Annotated in this window: 15 protein-coding genes; 12 read left to right on the forward strand and 3 right to left on the reverse strand. The window is 40.4% G+C overall.

Translation table 11 applies throughout. From position 1 onward, the window contains the following. Positions 1-157: 157 nt before the first annotated feature. A complete protein-coding gene (locus IGJ28_RS02725; protein ID WP_003129005.1) occupies positions 158-1,138 on the reverse strand; it encodes a polyprenyl synthetase family protein in 981 nt (326 codons plus the stop codon). 94 nt (positions 1,139-1,232) lie between these two features. On the opposite strand from IGJ28_RS02725, the gene IGJ28_RS02730 reads away from it, so the two are divergent. The 12 genes from IGJ28_RS02730 (at position 1,233) to IGJ28_RS02785 (ending at position 13,983) form a co-directional block, all read left to right on the forward strand. Continuing rightward, positions 1,233-2,135: a prenyltransferase gene (locus IGJ28_RS02730; RefSeq protein WP_003129007.1), complete on the forward strand. Its 903-nt coding sequence runs from the start codon at positions 1,233-1,235 to the stop codon at positions 2,133-2,135. Positions 2,136-2,166: 31 nt separating this feature from the next. Further along, complete coding sequence (locus tag IGJ28_RS02735) at positions 2,167-3,375, forward strand: NAD(P)/FAD-dependent oxidoreductase (RefSeq protein WP_103300706.1); 1,209 nt, start codon at positions 2,167-2,169, stop codon at positions 3,373-3,375. Positions 3,376-3,665: 290 nt separating this feature from the next. After that, positions 3,666-5,753 (forward strand): SH3 domain-containing protein, encoded by a 2,088-nt coding sequence (locus IGJ28_RS02740; RefSeq protein ID WP_311810984.1) that lies wholly within the window; start codon positions 3,666-3,668, stop codon positions 5,751-5,753. Positions 5,754-6,007: 254 nt separating this feature from the next. Next, on the forward strand, positions 6,008-6,889 hold the full coding sequence (locus IGJ28_RS02745) for an AraC family transcriptional regulator (protein ID WP_103300704.1): 882 nt from the start codon (positions 6,008-6,010) through the stop codon (positions 6,887-6,889). A 210-nt stretch (positions 6,890-7,099) separates the two neighbouring features. Further along, positions 7,100-8,431, forward strand: coding sequence for an ABC transporter substrate-binding protein (locus IGJ28_RS02750; RefSeq protein WP_171917819.1), 1,332 nt, complete (start codon positions 7,100-7,102; stop codon positions 8,429-8,431). 141 nt (positions 8,432-8,572) lie between these two features. Continuing rightward, a complete protein-coding gene (locus tag IGJ28_RS02755; protein WP_176333591.1) occupies positions 8,573-9,463 on the forward strand; it encodes a carbohydrate ABC transporter permease in 891 nt (296 codons plus the stop codon). 12 nt (positions 9,464-9,475) lie between these two features. Continuing rightward, complete coding sequence (locus IGJ28_RS02760) at positions 9,476-10,333, forward strand: carbohydrate ABC transporter permease (RefSeq protein ID WP_172461408.1); 858 nt, start codon at positions 9,476-9,478, stop codon at positions 10,331-10,333. Positions 10,334-10,337: 4 nt separating this feature from the next. Continuing rightward, complete coding sequence (locus IGJ28_RS02765) at positions 10,338-10,751, forward strand: RDD family protein (protein ID WP_021148958.1); 414 nt, start codon at positions 10,338-10,340, stop codon at positions 10,749-10,751. Beyond that, positions 10,739-11,893 carry a glycoside hydrolase family 88/105 protein gene (locus IGJ28_RS02770; RefSeq protein WP_438845117.1) on the forward strand — a complete coding sequence of 385 codons (1,155 nt, stop codon included), beginning with the start codon at positions 10,739-10,741 and terminating at the stop codon, positions 11,891-11,893. Before IGJ28_RS02765 ends, IGJ28_RS02770 begins: the two co-directional genes overlap by 13 nt. 158 nt (positions 11,894-12,051) lie before the next feature. Then, complete coding sequence (locus IGJ28_RS02775) at positions 12,052-12,552, forward strand: general stress protein (RefSeq protein WP_438845118.1); 501 nt, start codon at positions 12,052-12,054, stop codon at positions 12,550-12,552. Positions 12,553-12,779: 227 nt separating this feature from the next. Then, the gene (locus IGJ28_RS02780) at positions 12,780-13,397 is read left to right on the forward strand and encodes a hypothetical protein (protein WP_005473007.1); all 618 of its coding nucleotides are present in this window, start codon (positions 12,780-12,782) and stop codon (positions 13,395-13,397) included. Between the two features lie 172 nt (positions 13,398-13,569). Further along, on the forward strand, positions 13,570-13,983 hold the full coding sequence (locus IGJ28_RS02785; protein ID WP_081131849.1) for a phosphate-starvation-inducible PsiE family protein: 414 nt from the start codon (positions 13,570-13,572) through the stop codon (positions 13,981-13,983). A 58-nt stretch (positions 13,984-14,041) separates the two neighbouring features. Here IGJ28_RS02785 and IGJ28_RS02790 read toward each other — a convergent pair whose 3' ends face one another. Further along, positions 14,042-15,916, reverse strand: a complete 1,875-nt coding sequence (locus IGJ28_RS02790; protein ID WP_103300703.1) for a fructose-1,6-bisphosphatase — start codon at positions 15,914-15,916, stop codon at positions 14,042-14,044. Continuing rightward, the gene (locus IGJ28_RS02795; RefSeq protein WP_003129026.1) at positions 15,900-16,718 is read right to left on the reverse strand and encodes a pyruvate, water dikinase regulatory protein; all 819 of its coding nucleotides are present in this window, start codon (positions 16,716-16,718) and stop codon (positions 15,900-15,902) included. Before IGJ28_RS02795 ends, IGJ28_RS02790 begins: the two co-directional genes overlap by 17 nt. Between the last annotated feature and the right edge of the window lie 6 nt (positions 16,719-16,724).

Raw genomic sequence — 16,724 nt, forward strand, 5'->3', positions numbered from 1 at the left:
CCTTTGCCAAGACAACAAAAAAATCGGCTAGTGATCGACATGAATGTCGGCTTAGTTTTTGAGGAGCATTCGCTCCTCAAAACACTTCACTGTTTACCCGATTGGTTCGTTTATTTTCAGAATAGCTTTCAGTTGCGGAGGATAGAATAAAGAATGATCAATAATTTCGTTGCAAAAGCAGTTGCGTTAGCTCGCGAATTTTTTCTTTGCTAGGGGTGTTCGGCAGCAGTTCGATGTCGGCTAGTGCTTTTTCGGTATAAGAAACAGCAAAATCGGTGGCTTTTTCGACGCCATGATAACGGCGCACTAATTCAGCAACCTCTGTGGCCTCCTCGGTGGTCAACTCGCTTTTTTTGGACAGATAACTCTCAAATGCGGCAGGATTTTGTTCTTTAGCAAAGAGCAGAGGTAATGTATAGACACCTTGTGCCAAGTCTTCAAGAACGGGTTTTTTCAACGTTCCAGAATCTGCTGTATAGTCCAAAATATCATCAAAAACTTGAAAAGCGATGCCGATGTTTCGTCCGATCTCACCAGCCCGTTCTTGGTTTTCTAAGTCGAGACCGCCAAAATGAGCACCTTCGATGCAGGCCAGCCAGAATAATTCGGCAGTTTTACCATTGATGCTTTGTAAGTAATCAGCAATTGATTCATCTATATTGTAGCGTGTGTGCATTTGATCTAATTCTCCCAGCAAAAGGCGTTTCATTGCTTGGGCATTTGTAGCCAAAAAATGAGAGCCATTCATGCTCTCGATCAATAACTCAAAGAATTGGGTGAAGAGCAGGTCACCTGTGTAAACAGCGATATCTTTGCCATATTTTGCTTGGACAGTGATGCGTCCGCGACGCAACGGCGAATCATCAATGATGTCATCGTGAATCAAGGTTGCCATATGTAAGATTTCTAATGAAGCAGCAATTTTGGTTAATTGATCATTTCTTTCATCAATGGGTTCGCCTAGATCAGCGAATAAGAAAAATAATGCTGGACGCAGCATTTTTCCTCCAGAATAAGTAAAATCAACTAATACATCTTGTATTTCTTTGTTACGAACAGTTACGCGTTCTTCAATGATCGAACAGACAGTTTTTAGTCTTTGCTCGATCGAAGGATAATCGATCCAAAAATTCAACATATTAAAACCCTTTCTACCAGTCATTCAGCCCTTATTCTAACTTAAAGGGAGTCTATTGACTAGTTAAGTGCATTTATCAAAAGGAGATGAGTATTTGACACTCCCAGTATTTCTGGAGCTTGTGGAATTTAAAGCGAAAACAGCCAGTGTCCTCCCATTTTTTATCGGAATTTGTTACAGCTGGTATAACTACGGCTCAATTCATTTAGGTTATGTGGTGTTATACTTTATTGCTATGCTGATCTTCAACATGGCAGTAGATATTTTAGATAATTATAACGATTACCATCACGCAACAGAAGTTCATGATTACAAAGAAAAAACAAATATTATCGGACGCGAGCAGCTCTCGCTTCCATTCGTTTTTCGCTTAATGATCGGTATGATCGTCGTTTCGGCGGTGATGGGTATCGTATTGGCCTATTTCGTCGGTTGGCCCTTGTTTTGGATGGGACTTTATTGTTACTTGATTGGTATCTTTTACTCATCAGGTCCGCGGCCTTTATCGAGTTTACCGCTAGGTGAGTTTTTTTCAGGATTTACGATGGGCTTCATGATTTCGTTGATTTGTGTATATTTGAATACTTATGAAACCTTTCAATGGAATAGCGCGACCTTGGGTGGAATATTTCTAATCGCACTACCCAATACACTGTGGATCGCTAACTTGATGCTGGCCAACAACATTTGTGATTTGGAGGAAGATGAAAACAACAATCGTTATACATTGGTGCATTATTTAGGAAAGAGTCAAGGATTACGGCTATTTGTTCTTTTGAACATTATTGCATTTGTAGCGATCTTGACAGCAGTGGTTCTGCATTTAGCACCATGGACGATGTTGTTGACGTTTCTCGTCTTACCATTTGTCTGGAAACAGACAAAACTATTTATGCATAAACAAATCAAACGCGAAACCTTTGTCTGCGCTGTAAAGATCCTTGCGGTCGGAGCATGTGCGCAGGTCATTAGTTTTGCGATCGGTTTGATTTTATAATTTTTTGAAGGAAGAAAGGAAGTAATAGGAAATGAAGGAAGTTGTCATTTTAGGAGCAGGCTACGCAGGGTTGCGAGCATTGCATGTATTACAAGGAGCAAAAGGTGATTTTCATATTACATTAGTAGATAAGAATGACTACCATTATGAAGCGACAGATTTGCATGAAGTGGCTGCTGGAACGCAGCCAAGAGAGCGAATTAGTTACGATATCGCTGATGTGGTACGACCACAAAAAACAACTTTCCTACAAAATGAAGTTGCAACGATTGACCGTCAAAGTCAACGGATCATGTTTACGGATCAAACATCTCTTTCCTATGATTATTTGATCGTAGCATTAGGATTTGAATCTGAGTCATTTGGGATCCCAGGTGTTAATGAAAACGCATTGGAAATGGTAGATGTTGATTCAGCAGAAACTATTTATCATCATTTATTGAAACAAATGAAAGAATACAAAAAAACACAAGATCCAGATTTATTGAAAATCGTCGTATGTGGGGCGGGATTCACTGGAGTAGAACTCTTAGGTTCTTTAGTGGAAAATCGGAAGGAATTTGCTGAGATCGCAGGTGTCCAATCAGAAGAAATCAAACTCTTTTGTGTAGAAGCAGTTACACGATTATTACCGATGTTTGATGAAAATCTGTCTGCCTATGGAATCAATAACTTGGTAAAATGGGGTGTTGAATTTCTAACAGGAAAACCAATCAAAGAAATCAAGCCTGGAGTAGTTGTTTATCAAACGGATGCTGAAACGGGTGCTACAGAAGAATTGTCTGCTAAAACGATCATTTGGACAACAGGTGTCAGTGGAAGCCATGTCATGGCAGATTCAAATTATGCGGCTCGCCGTGGACGTGTGATGGTCAACCAAGATTTAAGTGATCCAGAGCACAGTAATGTTTTTGTAGTAGGGGATGTTTCAGCTGTGATGGATCCTGCAACAAATCGCCCTTATCCAACGACAGCACAGATTGCTTTGAAAATGGGGTATCAAGCTGCCAAAAACTGTCTACACTTGATTAAAGGTGAAAAAACGGAAGACTTTCATTTTGAATCTTTAGGATCTGTAGCCTCTATTGGGAACACGCATGCCTTTGGTTTGGTGGGTAAAATGCCTGTAAAAGGTTATCCAGCATCATTTGTCAAAAAAGCCATCATGGACCGCTCCCTGTTCCTAACTGGTGGGGTCAAAGAAGTGTTAGCAAAAGGCCGCTTTGATTTTTATCATTGAGTCGTGCGCTATTTTTTCAACTTAACATTAACAGAAGCAAGAAGAGAACATGTACCGATGGAGATAGTTTAATTATAAGTAAAATAGACAGAGATGCCCGATTCATGTTGGGTGTTTCTGTCTATTTACTACTATTTCAGTTTTTAACACCATAGGGCGTAAGGCCTTTATTGAATCTCTAGATAAATGATCAGGTTTTGAAGAGAAAACAGGGTGAGAAAAAACCCCCTTTTGTACCTTTATTAAAAAAATGTTAAAATAAAGAGACTATGTTTGTTGGGAGGCATGAAATGACGATTCGTAAAGAAAGACGCCGTTTAGAAAAACGATTGAAGCGTTCATTATTAGCAAAAAAAGGGTTGACGATGGCTACAACTGTGGTAGCCGGTTCAACGATTGCACCAAATTTGGTTTTAGCTGCAGAAACAGCGACTTCAGATGATGCAAAAAACCAAGCAGAGATCACAGAAAATCAAGTATCTGGAGGAAATAGCTCCACTGATTCAACTGAAGACAGCATTCAAAGCAGTGCTGACGAGACGATTTCGACAGAGGAAACAACAGAACCAACTGTTCCTATTGAAGAGCAGCCTGTTACAACACCTGAGGAAGCGGCAACGCCACAGGAAACTATCACGGAAGATACAGCGGTTGTTGAGACGCCAATTGTTGCTGCACCTGCGTTAGCAAGAACCTCGATCTTCTCAGCACGTGCTGATACGAGTGGATTTATTGCGAAAGCAAGTGGTTATGCAACAGAAGTAGCTGCCGCTAACGATCTCTATGCATCAGTGATGATTGCACAAGCTATCCTAGAATCCGGCTGGGGTACTTCGACTTTGACGACCCAAGCGAACAATATGTTTGGGATCAAAGGAAGTTATAATGGGCAGTATGTCGAAATGGCAACATTGGAAGATAATGGTTCGGGCAATTATTATCAAATTATAGCGAAGTTCCGCAAATATCCATCTTTAAGAGAATCTTTCCAAGATAATGCGTATGTCTTACGAAATACCAGTTTTGCTGCCGGTAGCTATTATTACAGCGGTGCTTGGAAGAGCAATACGAGATCATATACAGAAGCAACGGCATGGCTGCAAGGACGCTATGCGACTGATACTTCCTATGCCAGCAAATTGAACAATCTTATTGCAACGTATAACTTAACTCAATACGATAGCGGCAGTTCCGCTGGGAACGGTGACATGAATAATGTTGAGACCCCTGTAGGAGAAAACGCGATTCAAAAGCAAATGAAAACGACTGCATCTATGAATATCCGTTCAGATGCGTCTACTACAGCAGCAGTTACCGGCTCACTTACTGCGAATACAACCTTTACGGCAGTTGCGGTCAAAACAGGAACGAGCGTCAATGGCAATACAAATTGGTATAAAGTTTCTGGTAAAGGCTGGGTCAGTGGTGCGTATTTAACAGAAGTAAATTCTGGTTCAACATCAGGCAATGCAAATGATAATACTGTCAATACTGGAATCAACCAAAAGATGAAGACGACTGCGACATTGAATATTCGTTCTACAGCATCGACAAGTGGCAGCATCGTTGGCTCATTGAGTCAAGGCAGCACTGTGACAGCAACGGCAGTCAAAACAGGAACGAGCGTCAATGGTAATACGAAATGGTACTATGTTTCTGGCAAAGGCTGGGTCAGCGGCGCGTATTTAACAGAAGTAAATTCTGGTTCAACATCAGGCAATACAAATGATAATACTGCCAATACTGGAATCAACCAAAAGATGAAGACGACTGCGACATTGAATATTCGTTCTACAGCATCGACGAGTGGCAGCATTGTTGGCTCATTGAGCCAAGGCAGCACCGTAACAGTAACAGCCGTCAAAAATGGTACTAGTGTCAATGGCAATACGAAATGGTACTATGTTTCTGGCAAAGGCTGGGTCAGCGGCGCGTATTTAACGAGTGATTCTAGCTCATCGTCGAATACATCGAATACAGGTGATTCGATCAATCAAAAGATGAAAACGACCGCGACATTGAATATTCGTTCTACAGCATCGACAAGTGGCAGCATCGTTGGTTCATTGAGCCAAGGCAGTACCGTGACAGCAACAGCCGTCAAAAATGGTACTAGTGTTAATGGGAATAACAAATGGTACTATGTTTCTGGCAAAGGCTGGGTCAGTGGTGCCTATCTTACGAAGACCGCGACGAATGCTTCTTTAAGTAATAGTTCTGCCAATAATAGTTCTTCGACTAAATATCATACCGTTAAATCTGGGGACAGTCTGTGGTCTCTTGCGCAAAAGTATGGTAGTAGTATTGACCAAATCACTTCATGGAATCGCTTGTCCAATAATATCATTTATGTTGGTCAAAAATTGATCGTGAAATAGTGAGACACCTGATTTCATGCAACTCAAAAGAAAATCAATCAGCATTACCCGATACACATTCGTGATATCGGGTAATGCTTTTTTGCTGGTTTGTTCGTAATAAAAATCGCTGAAGATAGATTTATTTTTAAATGGTCTTTTAGAATCATTCTGTTTACCTCTGTCAAAGAATCCAAGCAGATTTTGGTTCCGTCCCCCCTATGGAGTTTCCTATTTTTTAGGTAAAATAGAAAACAAAGAAAGGAGTGGAGAGTATGAAGACGATTGTTTATAGTGGGATGATGAACGGATTGACGATTGATCGCTCACGACGAGATAGTATCTACAATATGGTGAAGCATTGGCATTCTGAATGCGAAATCCAATATTTTATAGAAGGGAACCGCTATTTTTTGATTGGAGAAAAAACCTATAAAGTCCAACCTGGTACATTGGTTATGATTCACCCCGACTGTGTCCACAATACATTCTCAGGAAAGTATATTTATCATGATCGTGTACTCGTTCTCTATGAAGCCAGCAAATTTCCAAGAATCGCTCAATCCATGGGAATAGATCTGGAGACCTTTTTTTTAAAACATCATGGTATCATTCAGATTCCGCCAGCGGATCGCTCTTACGTACAAACGCTCTTAGCGAAAATCGCAGATGAAGTGATCCACAAAGAATACAATTATCAGGTAATGGTCGAAACAAAATTAATCGAACTTTTTATTTTTATTCAGCGGATCAAGAACTTCAGGGGGCTTTCTGATGAACCGGCAGAAAGTTTGGGAAAACAAAGCGAGCTAGTTAATCAAATTGCAGCCTTTATTCGTCGGAACTATGCATCGATCCATTCATTGGAACAAATCGCTTCGTCTTTTTATCTCGACAAATCCTATTTATGCCGTATCTTCAAGCGTGCAACAGGCTACACCATCACTGAATATACCAACATTCAACGAATCCGTCAGTCTCAGCGATTACTGGAAGATACAGATTGGGATATTGCTGAAATAGCGAGAAAAAGTGGATACAGCAACATTACCTACTACAACCGTGTGTTCAAAAAATATACAGAGACATCCCCTTTGCAATACCGCAAGAAACAAATTGCATACAAAGAAAGTCTGCGAGAAAAAAATAATTTCTAAATAGTCACTCATCTTTGCACAGGCATGAAAGGGGGATTATTTTCCTGTTAAAAAAGTCAATATTGTACAAGTTCGCGGATATTACGTCACTTTTTTGTGCAAGTTTTGCTTGTCTATTGCTGCGACATTTTTTGTCCGATAAAATCAGTAAGCGGATACATAAATAAAAAATTGTAAACGTGTGCATTTTATGGAGGAGGAAATAATCAGATGAAAAAGAAGATATTGATTGCCAGTCTTTTTAGCACTTTAGTTCTAGCAGCGTGTGGATCTCAGCCTGACACTACTGGTTCAGGCAGCAGTGGTTCAACAAAAGATGCAGAAGCAGTGACGATTAAGTTTGCTTGGTGGGGAGCGGATAATCGTCATGATGCGATGCAAGATGTAGTGGCTCTTTTTGAAGAGGAATATCCGCATATCACGGTTAACACAGAGTATGGTGCGTGGGATGGATGGCAAGAAAAGACATTGACTCAGCTATCCGGTAAAACTGAAGCAGACGTGATGCAAGTGAATTACAATTGGCTCTTTTCATTCGGGAAGGGCAAGAATATCTTTATGGACTTGAATGAGGTCAGTGACTATTTGACGCTAGACAATTGGGAAAGTTCTTATTTAGAAGCGATGCAAGTGGGTGGTGAACAAGCCGCGGTTCCCCACGGAATGACCGGTCGGGTTCCTTTGATGAACCAAGCACTTTATGAAGCCAATGGGTTGGAACTGCCAACGACCTATGATGATCTTTTGGCAGCGGGAGAAGTCATTGCGAAAGGGAATACGCCAACTGGTGAAGACAATCAGTACGCATATCTCAATGTGGGAGAGTTCTCATTAGATCTATTTATTGCTCAGATGCTTTACAACTATACAGGGAAGATTATGCAGACCGATGGGACAGTCAACTATAGTGTGGCTGAAGTGAAAGAAGTGCTTGAAAGATATAAAGAATTGGAAGATGCTGGTGCACTGCCGACTTTTGAGCAAACAAGCCCAATCGATACGGAATCAAACCCTCAATGGGTAGAAGGCAATGCAGGCTCTGTTTATGAGTGGGCAAACTCACTGGCGAAATGGACAAACTCATACAAAGGCGGCGACGGGTTAGATGAGTTAGTTGTAGGAGATTTCTTGCAAGTCGATGCTGACTCTAAACCAAGTATCTATGTGAAACCAAACTTTGGCTACGCAATTTCAAAAAATTCGAAACATCCTGAAGCAGCAGCCACTTTTATTGAGTTCTTGTTTACCAATGAGCAAGCGGTGAAGGCTGCCGGAGATTCTTTGGGTATTTCAAGCAACACAGTTTGTTACGATCTGCAAGTAGCGAATCAACTAGTCGAAGGTGCTGTGGCTGAAGGGTACGCCAAATTGGATGACTATGAACAAACGGTGTTAGATCCATACTTTGAAGACGAAAATGTGCGGGGAGAAAGATATACGGTTTACGAGGCATTTCGGACAGGAAAGTTCACGTCAGAGGAAGCTGCGAAGCAATTCATTGAGAAACAGCAAGCAGCACTTGATAAGTATTACCAAGAATAGGAAGCAACAAGAAGGAATGCGAGACTTAGCTAAGTCCCGTACCCTTCTTTTTCCGAAATAAAATTGGACATGAGTGAGAATGTCTGGAAGTAACCCATTAGTATCTGGGCGTTCATTTAGAAGGTAAAGGAGTCAAATGCGATGTTGAAAAAAATGAAAAGAACAAATTGGGTGGTCTACTGCATGCTCATGCCATGGATCATTGGCTTCCTAGTCTTTAAAGTTTACCCAATCATTATTTCTTTTTACTACAGTTTGTTAGAATACCCGATTTTAGGTGATCCGGAGTTTGTCGGATTACAAAATTATCTTGAGATTTTTACAAAAGACGATACGTTTACTGCGAGTTTCTTTGCAACAATCAAATATGTGTTGATTGGTACCCCAGCAGTTATCATTGTCTCTTTTGCAGTAGCAGCCATCTTGAATTTTAAGCTTAAGGGAGTCAATTTCTTTCGTACCGCTTATTATATTCCTTCTATTTTAGGAGGAAATGTAGCTGTTTCAATTTTATGGACCATGCTTTTTGATGTCAACGGACCTGTGAATATGGTGTTGAGTGTTTTTACACTCGGAAACGATGTCGCCATTAACTGGACAAAAGATCCAAAGTTCGCGATTTTTACCCTGATTATTTTAAAAACTTGGCAATTCGGTTCGACCATGTTGATTTTCTTATCGGCATTGCAAGGTGTTTCTAAAACAGTTTATGAAGCGGCAGAAATGGATGGGGCTTCAAAAATAAGACAACTGTTCAATATCACTGTACCGATTATTACCCCCGTAATTTTGTTCAACGCCGTAAATGTATTAGTCAAAGCGTTTCAAGAGTTTAACTCCGCGTATTTAATCACTAAAGGTGGACCAAATAAGACGACTTATTTCTTGAATCTTTATATTTATGATCAAGCCTTTCAAAATGGGAATTATGGCTATGCGAGTGCACTAACATGGATTTTGTTGGTGATCATCGGTATATTTACGGTTATTATTTTCAAGTCATCTGATCGGTGGGTATTTTATAATGATTAAGGGGGCTGAATAATGGAAATGAGTAAATCTCGAAGACGGATGAATGAAATCATTCGTTATGGATTATTGATTGGTGTGGGGATTATCTTGATTTATCCGTTGTTTTGGATGATTGGTTCTGCGTTTAAAGAGAACCGGGACATTTTTGGTAGCTTGAGTATTTTCCCGCCAAGTGACCGTGTGGTTACAACGAATTTTTCCGATGCTTGGCAGTTGACGCGAGACCATTCTATCTGGTTTTTCTTTGGGAATACACTGAAATTTTTGATTCCAAAAACGATTTTTACAGTTTTATCTTGCGTGATTACCGCCTATGTGATTGCACGAAAATCGTTTAAAGGGAAAAAATTTGTCTTTGGTGCCGTGATCGTTACATTATTGATGCCAGAACTGGCTTTTCGCATTCCGCTGTATCTGTTGTACCGTGAGGTGGGACTTTTGGATAGTTTTGCCAGCCTTTATGTAGCGGATATTTTTGCTAGTTCTTCGTTTTTTGTATTTATGATCATTCAATTTATGCGAACAATTCCTAGAGAGTTAGATGAAGCGGCAGTGATGGACGGGTGTAATGAATTTCAGATTTTGTTCAAAATCATCATTCCCGTAATTAAACCAATTCTGATTACCGTTGCCTTGCTAAGCTTTATGTGGGGCATGAATGATTTCCAAGGACCATTGATTTATTTGAATAGTTCAGATAAAACGGTTCTATCAGTAGCATTGAAACAATTATTAGACGGTGAAGCAATGGTCTCCTATGGGAGAGTATTCGCTGCTTCTTGTTTGGGGCTGTTACCTATGATCGCAATTTTCTTTATGGGATCACGGTACTTTGTTGATGGCGTTGCTTCTACAGGAAGTAAAGAGTAGTCATATGTTGATCAGAAGAATTCTCGCACAAATCGTTGATTTTGTTTTAGGGATTTTAACCATATTTCTTATCTTTGTAGGAGGAATTCCGCTAATCGGTCGGGTCATCAATAATGACTTTGTTGCTGTTTTGACTGCGATTTGTTTGATGTGTGTTATGTATTTTGCACTGCAATATCCATTCATGCAAAATCAGCAGACGATCGGAAAAGCATTCTTTCAGCTGCAGATCGTTTCAACAGATAAATATCGCAAAAATGTTCCAGTGGCAGTCATTTTTCAACGAGAGATTTTATGCAAACTAGCCAGCTGTTTCTTCATTTGCCTGCCGCTACTGTTTGGCAAAGAAGGAGGGCATGAGGCATCTACACATACAAAGTTAAGAATTGGTAAAGGAGAAAATAGTTGGAAGAAATAAGACAATTTTTGGATCAAGTAATCGCACATTCTTCGCCAGAAGCACCTATTTGGAATCAAGAGGCTCGATTAGCCAATCATCCAATCCGTTGGAGTTATATCGATGGCTGCATGATTCTGGCGATCCAATACATGTTTAATGCAACACAAGACGAGAATTATCTTGCGTTTGTTGAAACCTTTATTGATCACTACATTGATGAGGCAGGGAATCCATTGGGGTACGATGAAAAAGAATATAACTGTGACGCAATCAATGAAGGAAAACTATTGTTTCAGTTATATGCAATCACTAAGAAAAGCAAATACCGCAAGGCTCTAGATAATCTGTATCGGCAAGTTTTGTTGCAACCGCGCACTAAGGAAGGAAGCATGTGGCATAAGCTGGTCTACCCGCAACAAGTTTGGCTAGATGGTTTATACATGGTTCAACCATTTGCGATCCAATACCAACTAACGTTTGGCAACTCCGCAGATGTTAGTGATGTGATTGGGCAATTCAAAAATGTCATGGAGTCAATGAAAGATCCGCGAACAGGATTGCTGTATCACGGATACGACTGTACGAGAACTGCATTTTGGGCGCATCCAAAGACAGGTTGTAGCGCAAACTTTTGGACTCGTTCTCTTGGATGGTATGCTATGGCATTAGTTGACACACTTGAAGTTTTACTGTCCCATGAAGGCTATCTCCAAGAAAAGCAGCAGTTGCAGCGCTATTTAACAGAACTTGTAGGTGCAGTAATGGCTTATCAAGATCCAAAAACGAGTCTCTTTTTTCAAGTAACAGATAGATCAGACGGTGAAGACAATTATTTAGAGACGAGTGGATCTGCTGCTTTGAGTTATGTGATGCTAAAAGCCAGTCGATTAGCTATTCTTCCTTCACAATATAAAATAATCGGCGAGACGATCCTACGCGCTCTTGTAAAGCACAAATTGGTTATTAAAAACGGAGAATTTACATTGAAAGATATCTGTTTAGTTGCTGGCTTAGGGGGGATGCCTGGAAAAGGCAACTACAAAATCAGAGATGGCTCCTATGAGTATTATATTTCAGAGCCAGTTGTCAACGATGATGCTAAAGGCATCGGTCCGTTCGTTTATGCTTACAGTGAATGGTTGCAACTGCAGAACCAATAAAGACAGTGATTCTTATCATTTTTGTAAGCGCAAACAAACCATTTGGTCTCCTTCGCAGAGTAAGATACAATGAAATGGTAGGCAACTTCCTTCAATGAAAAGGCAAGTGCTGAAAGATAGACCGATTTCATGCGTACACAAAATAAGGAGGCTTTCAAATGGATAAAAGAAACCTGACGATTATTGGCAGTTACGACACTCGGGCTGAAGCATTGACAGCAATTGATCAATTGCGAAACGAAGGGTACAACAAAGACGACATTGTTTTGTTTGCGAATGCAACGATCATCGAGCAGTTTGGCTTAGATACGTTAAGTAGTGCAGAAGTAGAAGCGACTGGAGGATCAGATGATGATCGTTCAATGTGGGAAAAAATCAAAGATGCTTTCTCATTTGGCGACTATGACCATCGGAAGATTGATGATGAGAGTGATCCTTTATTTGCCTATCGTGACGACCTTGAGCAGGATCGTTTAGTGGTAGGAGTCTACGATTATCACGCAACCGATCGAATCGAAGAAACAGATACAGCGATCATTGATCAGCCTGTTACAGGTGAGACAGCAATGCCTGATGAATCGGTTCATCCGACCCCTCGAATGGGAGATAGTGATATCGAAACACCAATTAATGACCCAAATCACTTGCGTAATTTATAAAAAAGATCCCATCCAGTAAATGGTCGGCTTATAATCAAAGAAATAGCAGCCCTGCAATGGCTGTTATTTCTTTGTATTTCAGATGTTAAGCTTGTAAAATACGGGACAATTGCTGCAACGAATTCTTAATTTGTTGCTCGTTTCTTTTTTTTGTATAATAGATGGAGAAAACCATTTCTTCAAAAAAATGCACGGTACTTCATATAAAGAGAAGGTGAGGGATAGCAATGAAGTTGAAATTTAATTTGCAGTCAGCACTCGTTAGTTGTTTTGTCACGATTATGTTGAGTATGGCAATTGATCAAGACGTAAATGCTTTTGTTGCGGCCCCGTTCCAGCGCAATTCTTCGGAGCCATCTTCTGAAGCACCAGTGCAGGTTGCCGAAACAAGTACGTCTGAAACGGAAACAACCAGTGAAACTTTTTATGAAGCACGGGTCAGTTCCTACTCCGAAACAACTGCACAGACCAGTGGAACAAAATCAAATGAAGATTCATCGGCCATTCCGTCTACAGAATCAGAAAGTATAGCTGACAGTAGTGAAGCAGTAGTGAAGGAGACAGATACAGCATCTAGCACTTCCAATAATGGATCAGCAAATTCTGATACTACGACTAGTACATCCGAAACGACGAGCTCCTCTAGCAGCAGCTCAAGTACGAGTAGTTCAACCTCTTCATCTAGCAGTTCAAGCAGTACAGACACAACTACTTCTGACGAAAGTGAAGAGAGCACAGAAGCTGGTGATACACCGATTGATAGTAATGATCCGGCCAATGCTGCGGATGGATCAGAACCATTAAAACTTCTTTTAGAAGAACCATTTGATGCCTTTTTTAGATAAGCGCTTCGGCAAAGATAGTCAGAGTTTTAAACCAGCGAATCCCTTACGACTATTCATCTATTTGCTGAAGTAGCGACTGATTATTTTGTGCAATAAAAGTGCACCTTTTTCAAGCATATCACAAAGTGATTTCATTAAATTCGCTTATAATGAGTTGAAAAGGGGGCGCGCTATGGGCAAATATTTCAGAAGCTTTGAAAAGCTGATCAGTGCTATTGTTGATATTATGTTAGCAATTTTAGTTGTATTGGTATTGGTTGTGATGGCAGAAGCAATTTATAAAATCATTACTTATGTCATTCCTTTGACAAAAGTCAGTGATCTATCCTTTTTGATCGAAGAGATTGCTACGCTATTTATTTTACTTGAAATCATTTTGATGTTACTGCGTTATGTAAAAGAAGGACATCATATTCCTGTTCGTTATCTGATTCTGATCAGTATCACAGCGATTTTGCGGGAGTTGTTGTTGGCACAAGGAAAAGGGCTAGAGACGTTGTTTCTGGCGCTGGCAATTTTAGTACTGATTTTTGTTTTACAAGCACTAGAGAAGTTGAAATCTTTTCATAGCTCCAAAGACATCTGAAAAACAAATCAGAAAGTTGCTTAGAAATAAAAATAATCCTATCAGTAAACTGAATGACTCAGTTATTGATAGGATTATTTTTTGCGAATAAACTAGCACTCTCTGCTTGAAGTTGTTTCCCAATATCCGTTTGACGCACAGTGATTCGTTCTGTTTGACGAAGAACGATTTTCTTTTGCGTCATTAGATCCTTCCGCTCCTTGATTGCTGTCTGACGATCTGTAAATGGTTGGTGAGCAGCAAGTGTCATCCCAAAAGAATTAGATAGCAGCGTGTAACCGGCGATACCGGTAACTTCCTGATAGGAGCGGGATAAGCCACCGTCAATTACCAGTAGGTGCCCATTGGCTTTGATTGGCGTCTCTCCTTTTTTCACTTTTACTGGTGTGTGGCCGTTAATGATGTGTCCTGTCGAGTCTAATCCAAACGCAGCGAATAAGCGACGGCAAAATGCTTCTTTTTCTCTTAGGGTATAGTAGGCGTTTTTTTCTTCAATATGCGTGTGTTTATTACTGATGAAATAGCGCTCGAAGGTTTTCATGGATTTTTTACCGAAAAGAGAAGACCCTTCTCCGCACCAGAGATACCAAAGGACATCGGTCGCCAGATCGTCGGTCCTTTCTGGTGTTGCGAAACTCTGTTTTACACATTCTTGAAAGAAATCCATCAATGCTTTGCCCTGATAAGAGGTTTTTCCAAAGGACACTGAAAGGAAGCGACCATCAGGATGACAGGGGATGCAACCGTGGTACAGTAGATTGCCATTATAAATTTGATAGATCGTGCCTTTTTCTACTAGAAAACGTACATGGGTTGCTAACCTTTCGGAGGATTGAAATTGTTTGAGAAGATCCTCCAGTACTTTTTGCTCTTCATCAGTCAAAAGATAGGGTGCTTCGGGATCAACCAATTGAAAGCAAGCATGGATCAGAGGCTCAAAGTGATCCTCTAGCTGAATCTGCAAATCCTTTGTGATTTTACCCAATAGCAAACGATCCGCTAATTGAAATTCGGGGCGTCGTTTGATCACAGCGGCCTCTACCTTGAATTGAATGATTGCAAAGGCTTGCTGGAGGAGCATTGCGTCGTGAATTTCCTCTTCGGAAAGATCATCAACAGTTTTCTTAGGATAAAACCCCTTATTTTCTTGATAATGTTTACGACTAAATGCTATGGCTTTAGAGAGGTCGATGCCATAGCCTTCTTTCAACAATGCTAAATTTCCATACCGTGCAGCGATCCGTATGGTACTTGCCAAACAAGGGAAAGAACCGCAGTAACTCCCGATCCACAAAATATCATGGTTCCCTAATTGGATATCCAAAGAAGGAAGCGCCATGAGCCGGTCGATGATTTTATCAGGTGCGGGTCCCCGGTCATAAATATCCCCAATAACATGTAGGTGATCAACGACAAAACGCTGAATCAAAAATGCTAGCTGTTCACAAAATAGAGGCGCTAAGGATAAGTCGATGATCTTATCAAAAATCGCTTTATAATAGGCTTCTTTGTTGAAGTCCGAGTCATATTGATACAGCAATTCTTCTAAAATATAAGCAAATTGTTTTGGTAAAGCTTTTCGAACTTTGGACCGCGTATATTTGCTGGAAGTAAAACGAGCCACTTTGACCAGTTGAGTCATTAATTGGATCCAATCCTCATGCGGATAGTCTTTTTCTTGCAATACTTCTTTTGGATAGTAAATCAAAAAACATAGCTCGGTCTTCTCAGCAGCTGTCAGTGAGTATTGAAACAATGTTTCGACTTTTTCCCGAATGCTGCCTGAACCATTGCGCAAGATATGATCAAAAGCTTCATATTCACCGTGCAGATCACTGACAAAGTGTTCGGTTGCTTTAGGTAACTGCTGGATCGCCTCTAAATTGATAATCTCAATGAAATCATTTAATTGATCTTCAGTGTGCATAGGCATTATTTTTGTAAAATTCTTCGATCAACATCGAACTTTCTTCGATCGACCGTTTGCTGACATCGATTACATTGATTCCTAGCTGTTGGAATAATTGATTCGCATAGGCTAGTTCATCATCGATCCGGCTTGGTTCTGTATAGTTAGTAGTTTCTTTCAACCCTAATGAAGCCAGTCGAGAACGGCGTATTTCGACGAGTGAGTCAGAATTTGTAGTGAGCCCGATCATTTTTTTAGGATCGATTTGATTGATCTCTTTGGGTAAAGCGACCTCAGGTATTAAAGGCAGATTAGCCACTTTGTAACCACGATTAGCCATATATAGACTTAACGGTGTCTTGGAAGTACGGGAAACACCGAGCAATACGATGTCAGCATCGAGAAAACCACGAGGATCCTTGCCGTCATCATACTTCACTGCAAACTCCATTGCAGCAACACGACTGAAGTATTCTTGATTTAAACGATGGATTGCGCCAGGTTCCTGAACTGCTTGTAGCCCGACGGTTGCTTCGATTACTGAGATCAATGGCGTCATGAAATCGACATGTTGAAGACCGGTGCGTTTAGCAAAGGCTTCGACAAATTTCACTAAATCTTTGTTAACAAGCGTCGTCACAACAATCGATTTATCCAGTAAAGCATCTTGTAAGATTTCCAATAAGCTCTCTTCATCATTTGTAAAAGGATACAGTTGAATATCGGATAGATCGATCGTAGGAAATTGTGCGGAAACTGCACTAATCAATTTTTGTGCTGTTTCACCAACGGAATCTGAAATCAAATATAGTCGAACATTCTTCATTTTTTT

It is taken from the genome of Enterococcus sp. AZ091, assembly GCF_051714805.1.
GTDB classification, from domain to species: domain Bacteria; phylum Bacillota; class Bacilli; order Lactobacillales; family Enterococcaceae; genus Enterococcus_D; species Enterococcus_D gallinarum.

What these genes read in the sequence shown, in the direction of transcription:
- IGJ28_RS02725 (WP_003129005.1), bottom strand. Translation starts at nt 1,138, where the DNA reads ATGTTGAATTTTTGGATCGATTATCCTTCGATCGAGCAAAGACTAAAA.
- IGJ28_RS02735 (WP_103300706.1), top strand. Translation starts at nt 2,167, where the DNA reads ATGAAGGAAGTTGTCATTTTAGGAGCAGGCTACGCAGGGTTGCGAGCA.
- IGJ28_RS02740 (WP_311810984.1), top strand. Translation starts at nt 3,666, where the DNA reads ATGACGATTCGTAAAGAAAGACGCCGTTTAGAAAAACGATTGAAGCGT.
- IGJ28_RS02745 (WP_103300704.1), top strand. Translation starts at nt 6,008, where the DNA reads ATGAAGACGATTGTTTATAGTGGGATGATGAACGGATTGACGATTGAT.
- IGJ28_RS02750 (WP_171917819.1), top strand. Translation starts at nt 7,100, where the DNA reads ATGAAAAAGAAGATATTGATTGCCAGTCTTTTTAGCACTTTAGTTCTA.
- IGJ28_RS02755 (WP_176333591.1), top strand. Translation starts at nt 8,573, where the DNA reads ATGTTGAAAAAAATGAAAAGAACAAATTGGGTGGTCTACTGCATGCTC.
- IGJ28_RS02760 (WP_172461408.1), top strand. Translation starts at nt 9,476, where the DNA reads ATGGAAATGAGTAAATCTCGAAGACGGATGAATGAAATCATTCGTTAT.
- IGJ28_RS02765 (WP_021148958.1), top strand. Translation starts at nt 10,338, where the DNA reads ATGTTGATCAGAAGAATTCTCGCACAAATCGTTGATTTTGTTTTAGGG.
- IGJ28_RS02775 (WP_438845118.1), top strand. Translation starts at nt 12,052, where the DNA reads ATGGATAAAAGAAACCTGACGATTATTGGCAGTTACGACACTCGGGCT.
- IGJ28_RS02780 (WP_005473007.1), top strand. Translation starts at nt 12,780, where the DNA reads ATGAAGTTGAAATTTAATTTGCAGTCAGCACTCGTTAGTTGTTTTGTC.
- IGJ28_RS02785 (WP_081131849.1), top strand. Translation starts at nt 13,570, where the DNA reads ATGGGCAAATATTTCAGAAGCTTTGAAAAGCTGATCAGTGCTATTGTT.
- IGJ28_RS02790 (WP_103300703.1), bottom strand. Translation starts at nt 15,916, where the DNA reads ATGCCTATGCACACTGAAGATCAATTAAATGATTTCATTGAGATTATC.
- IGJ28_RS02795 (WP_003129026.1), bottom strand. Translation starts at nt 16,718, where the DNA reads ATGAAGAATGTTCGACTATATTTGATTTCAGATTCCGTTGGTGAAACA.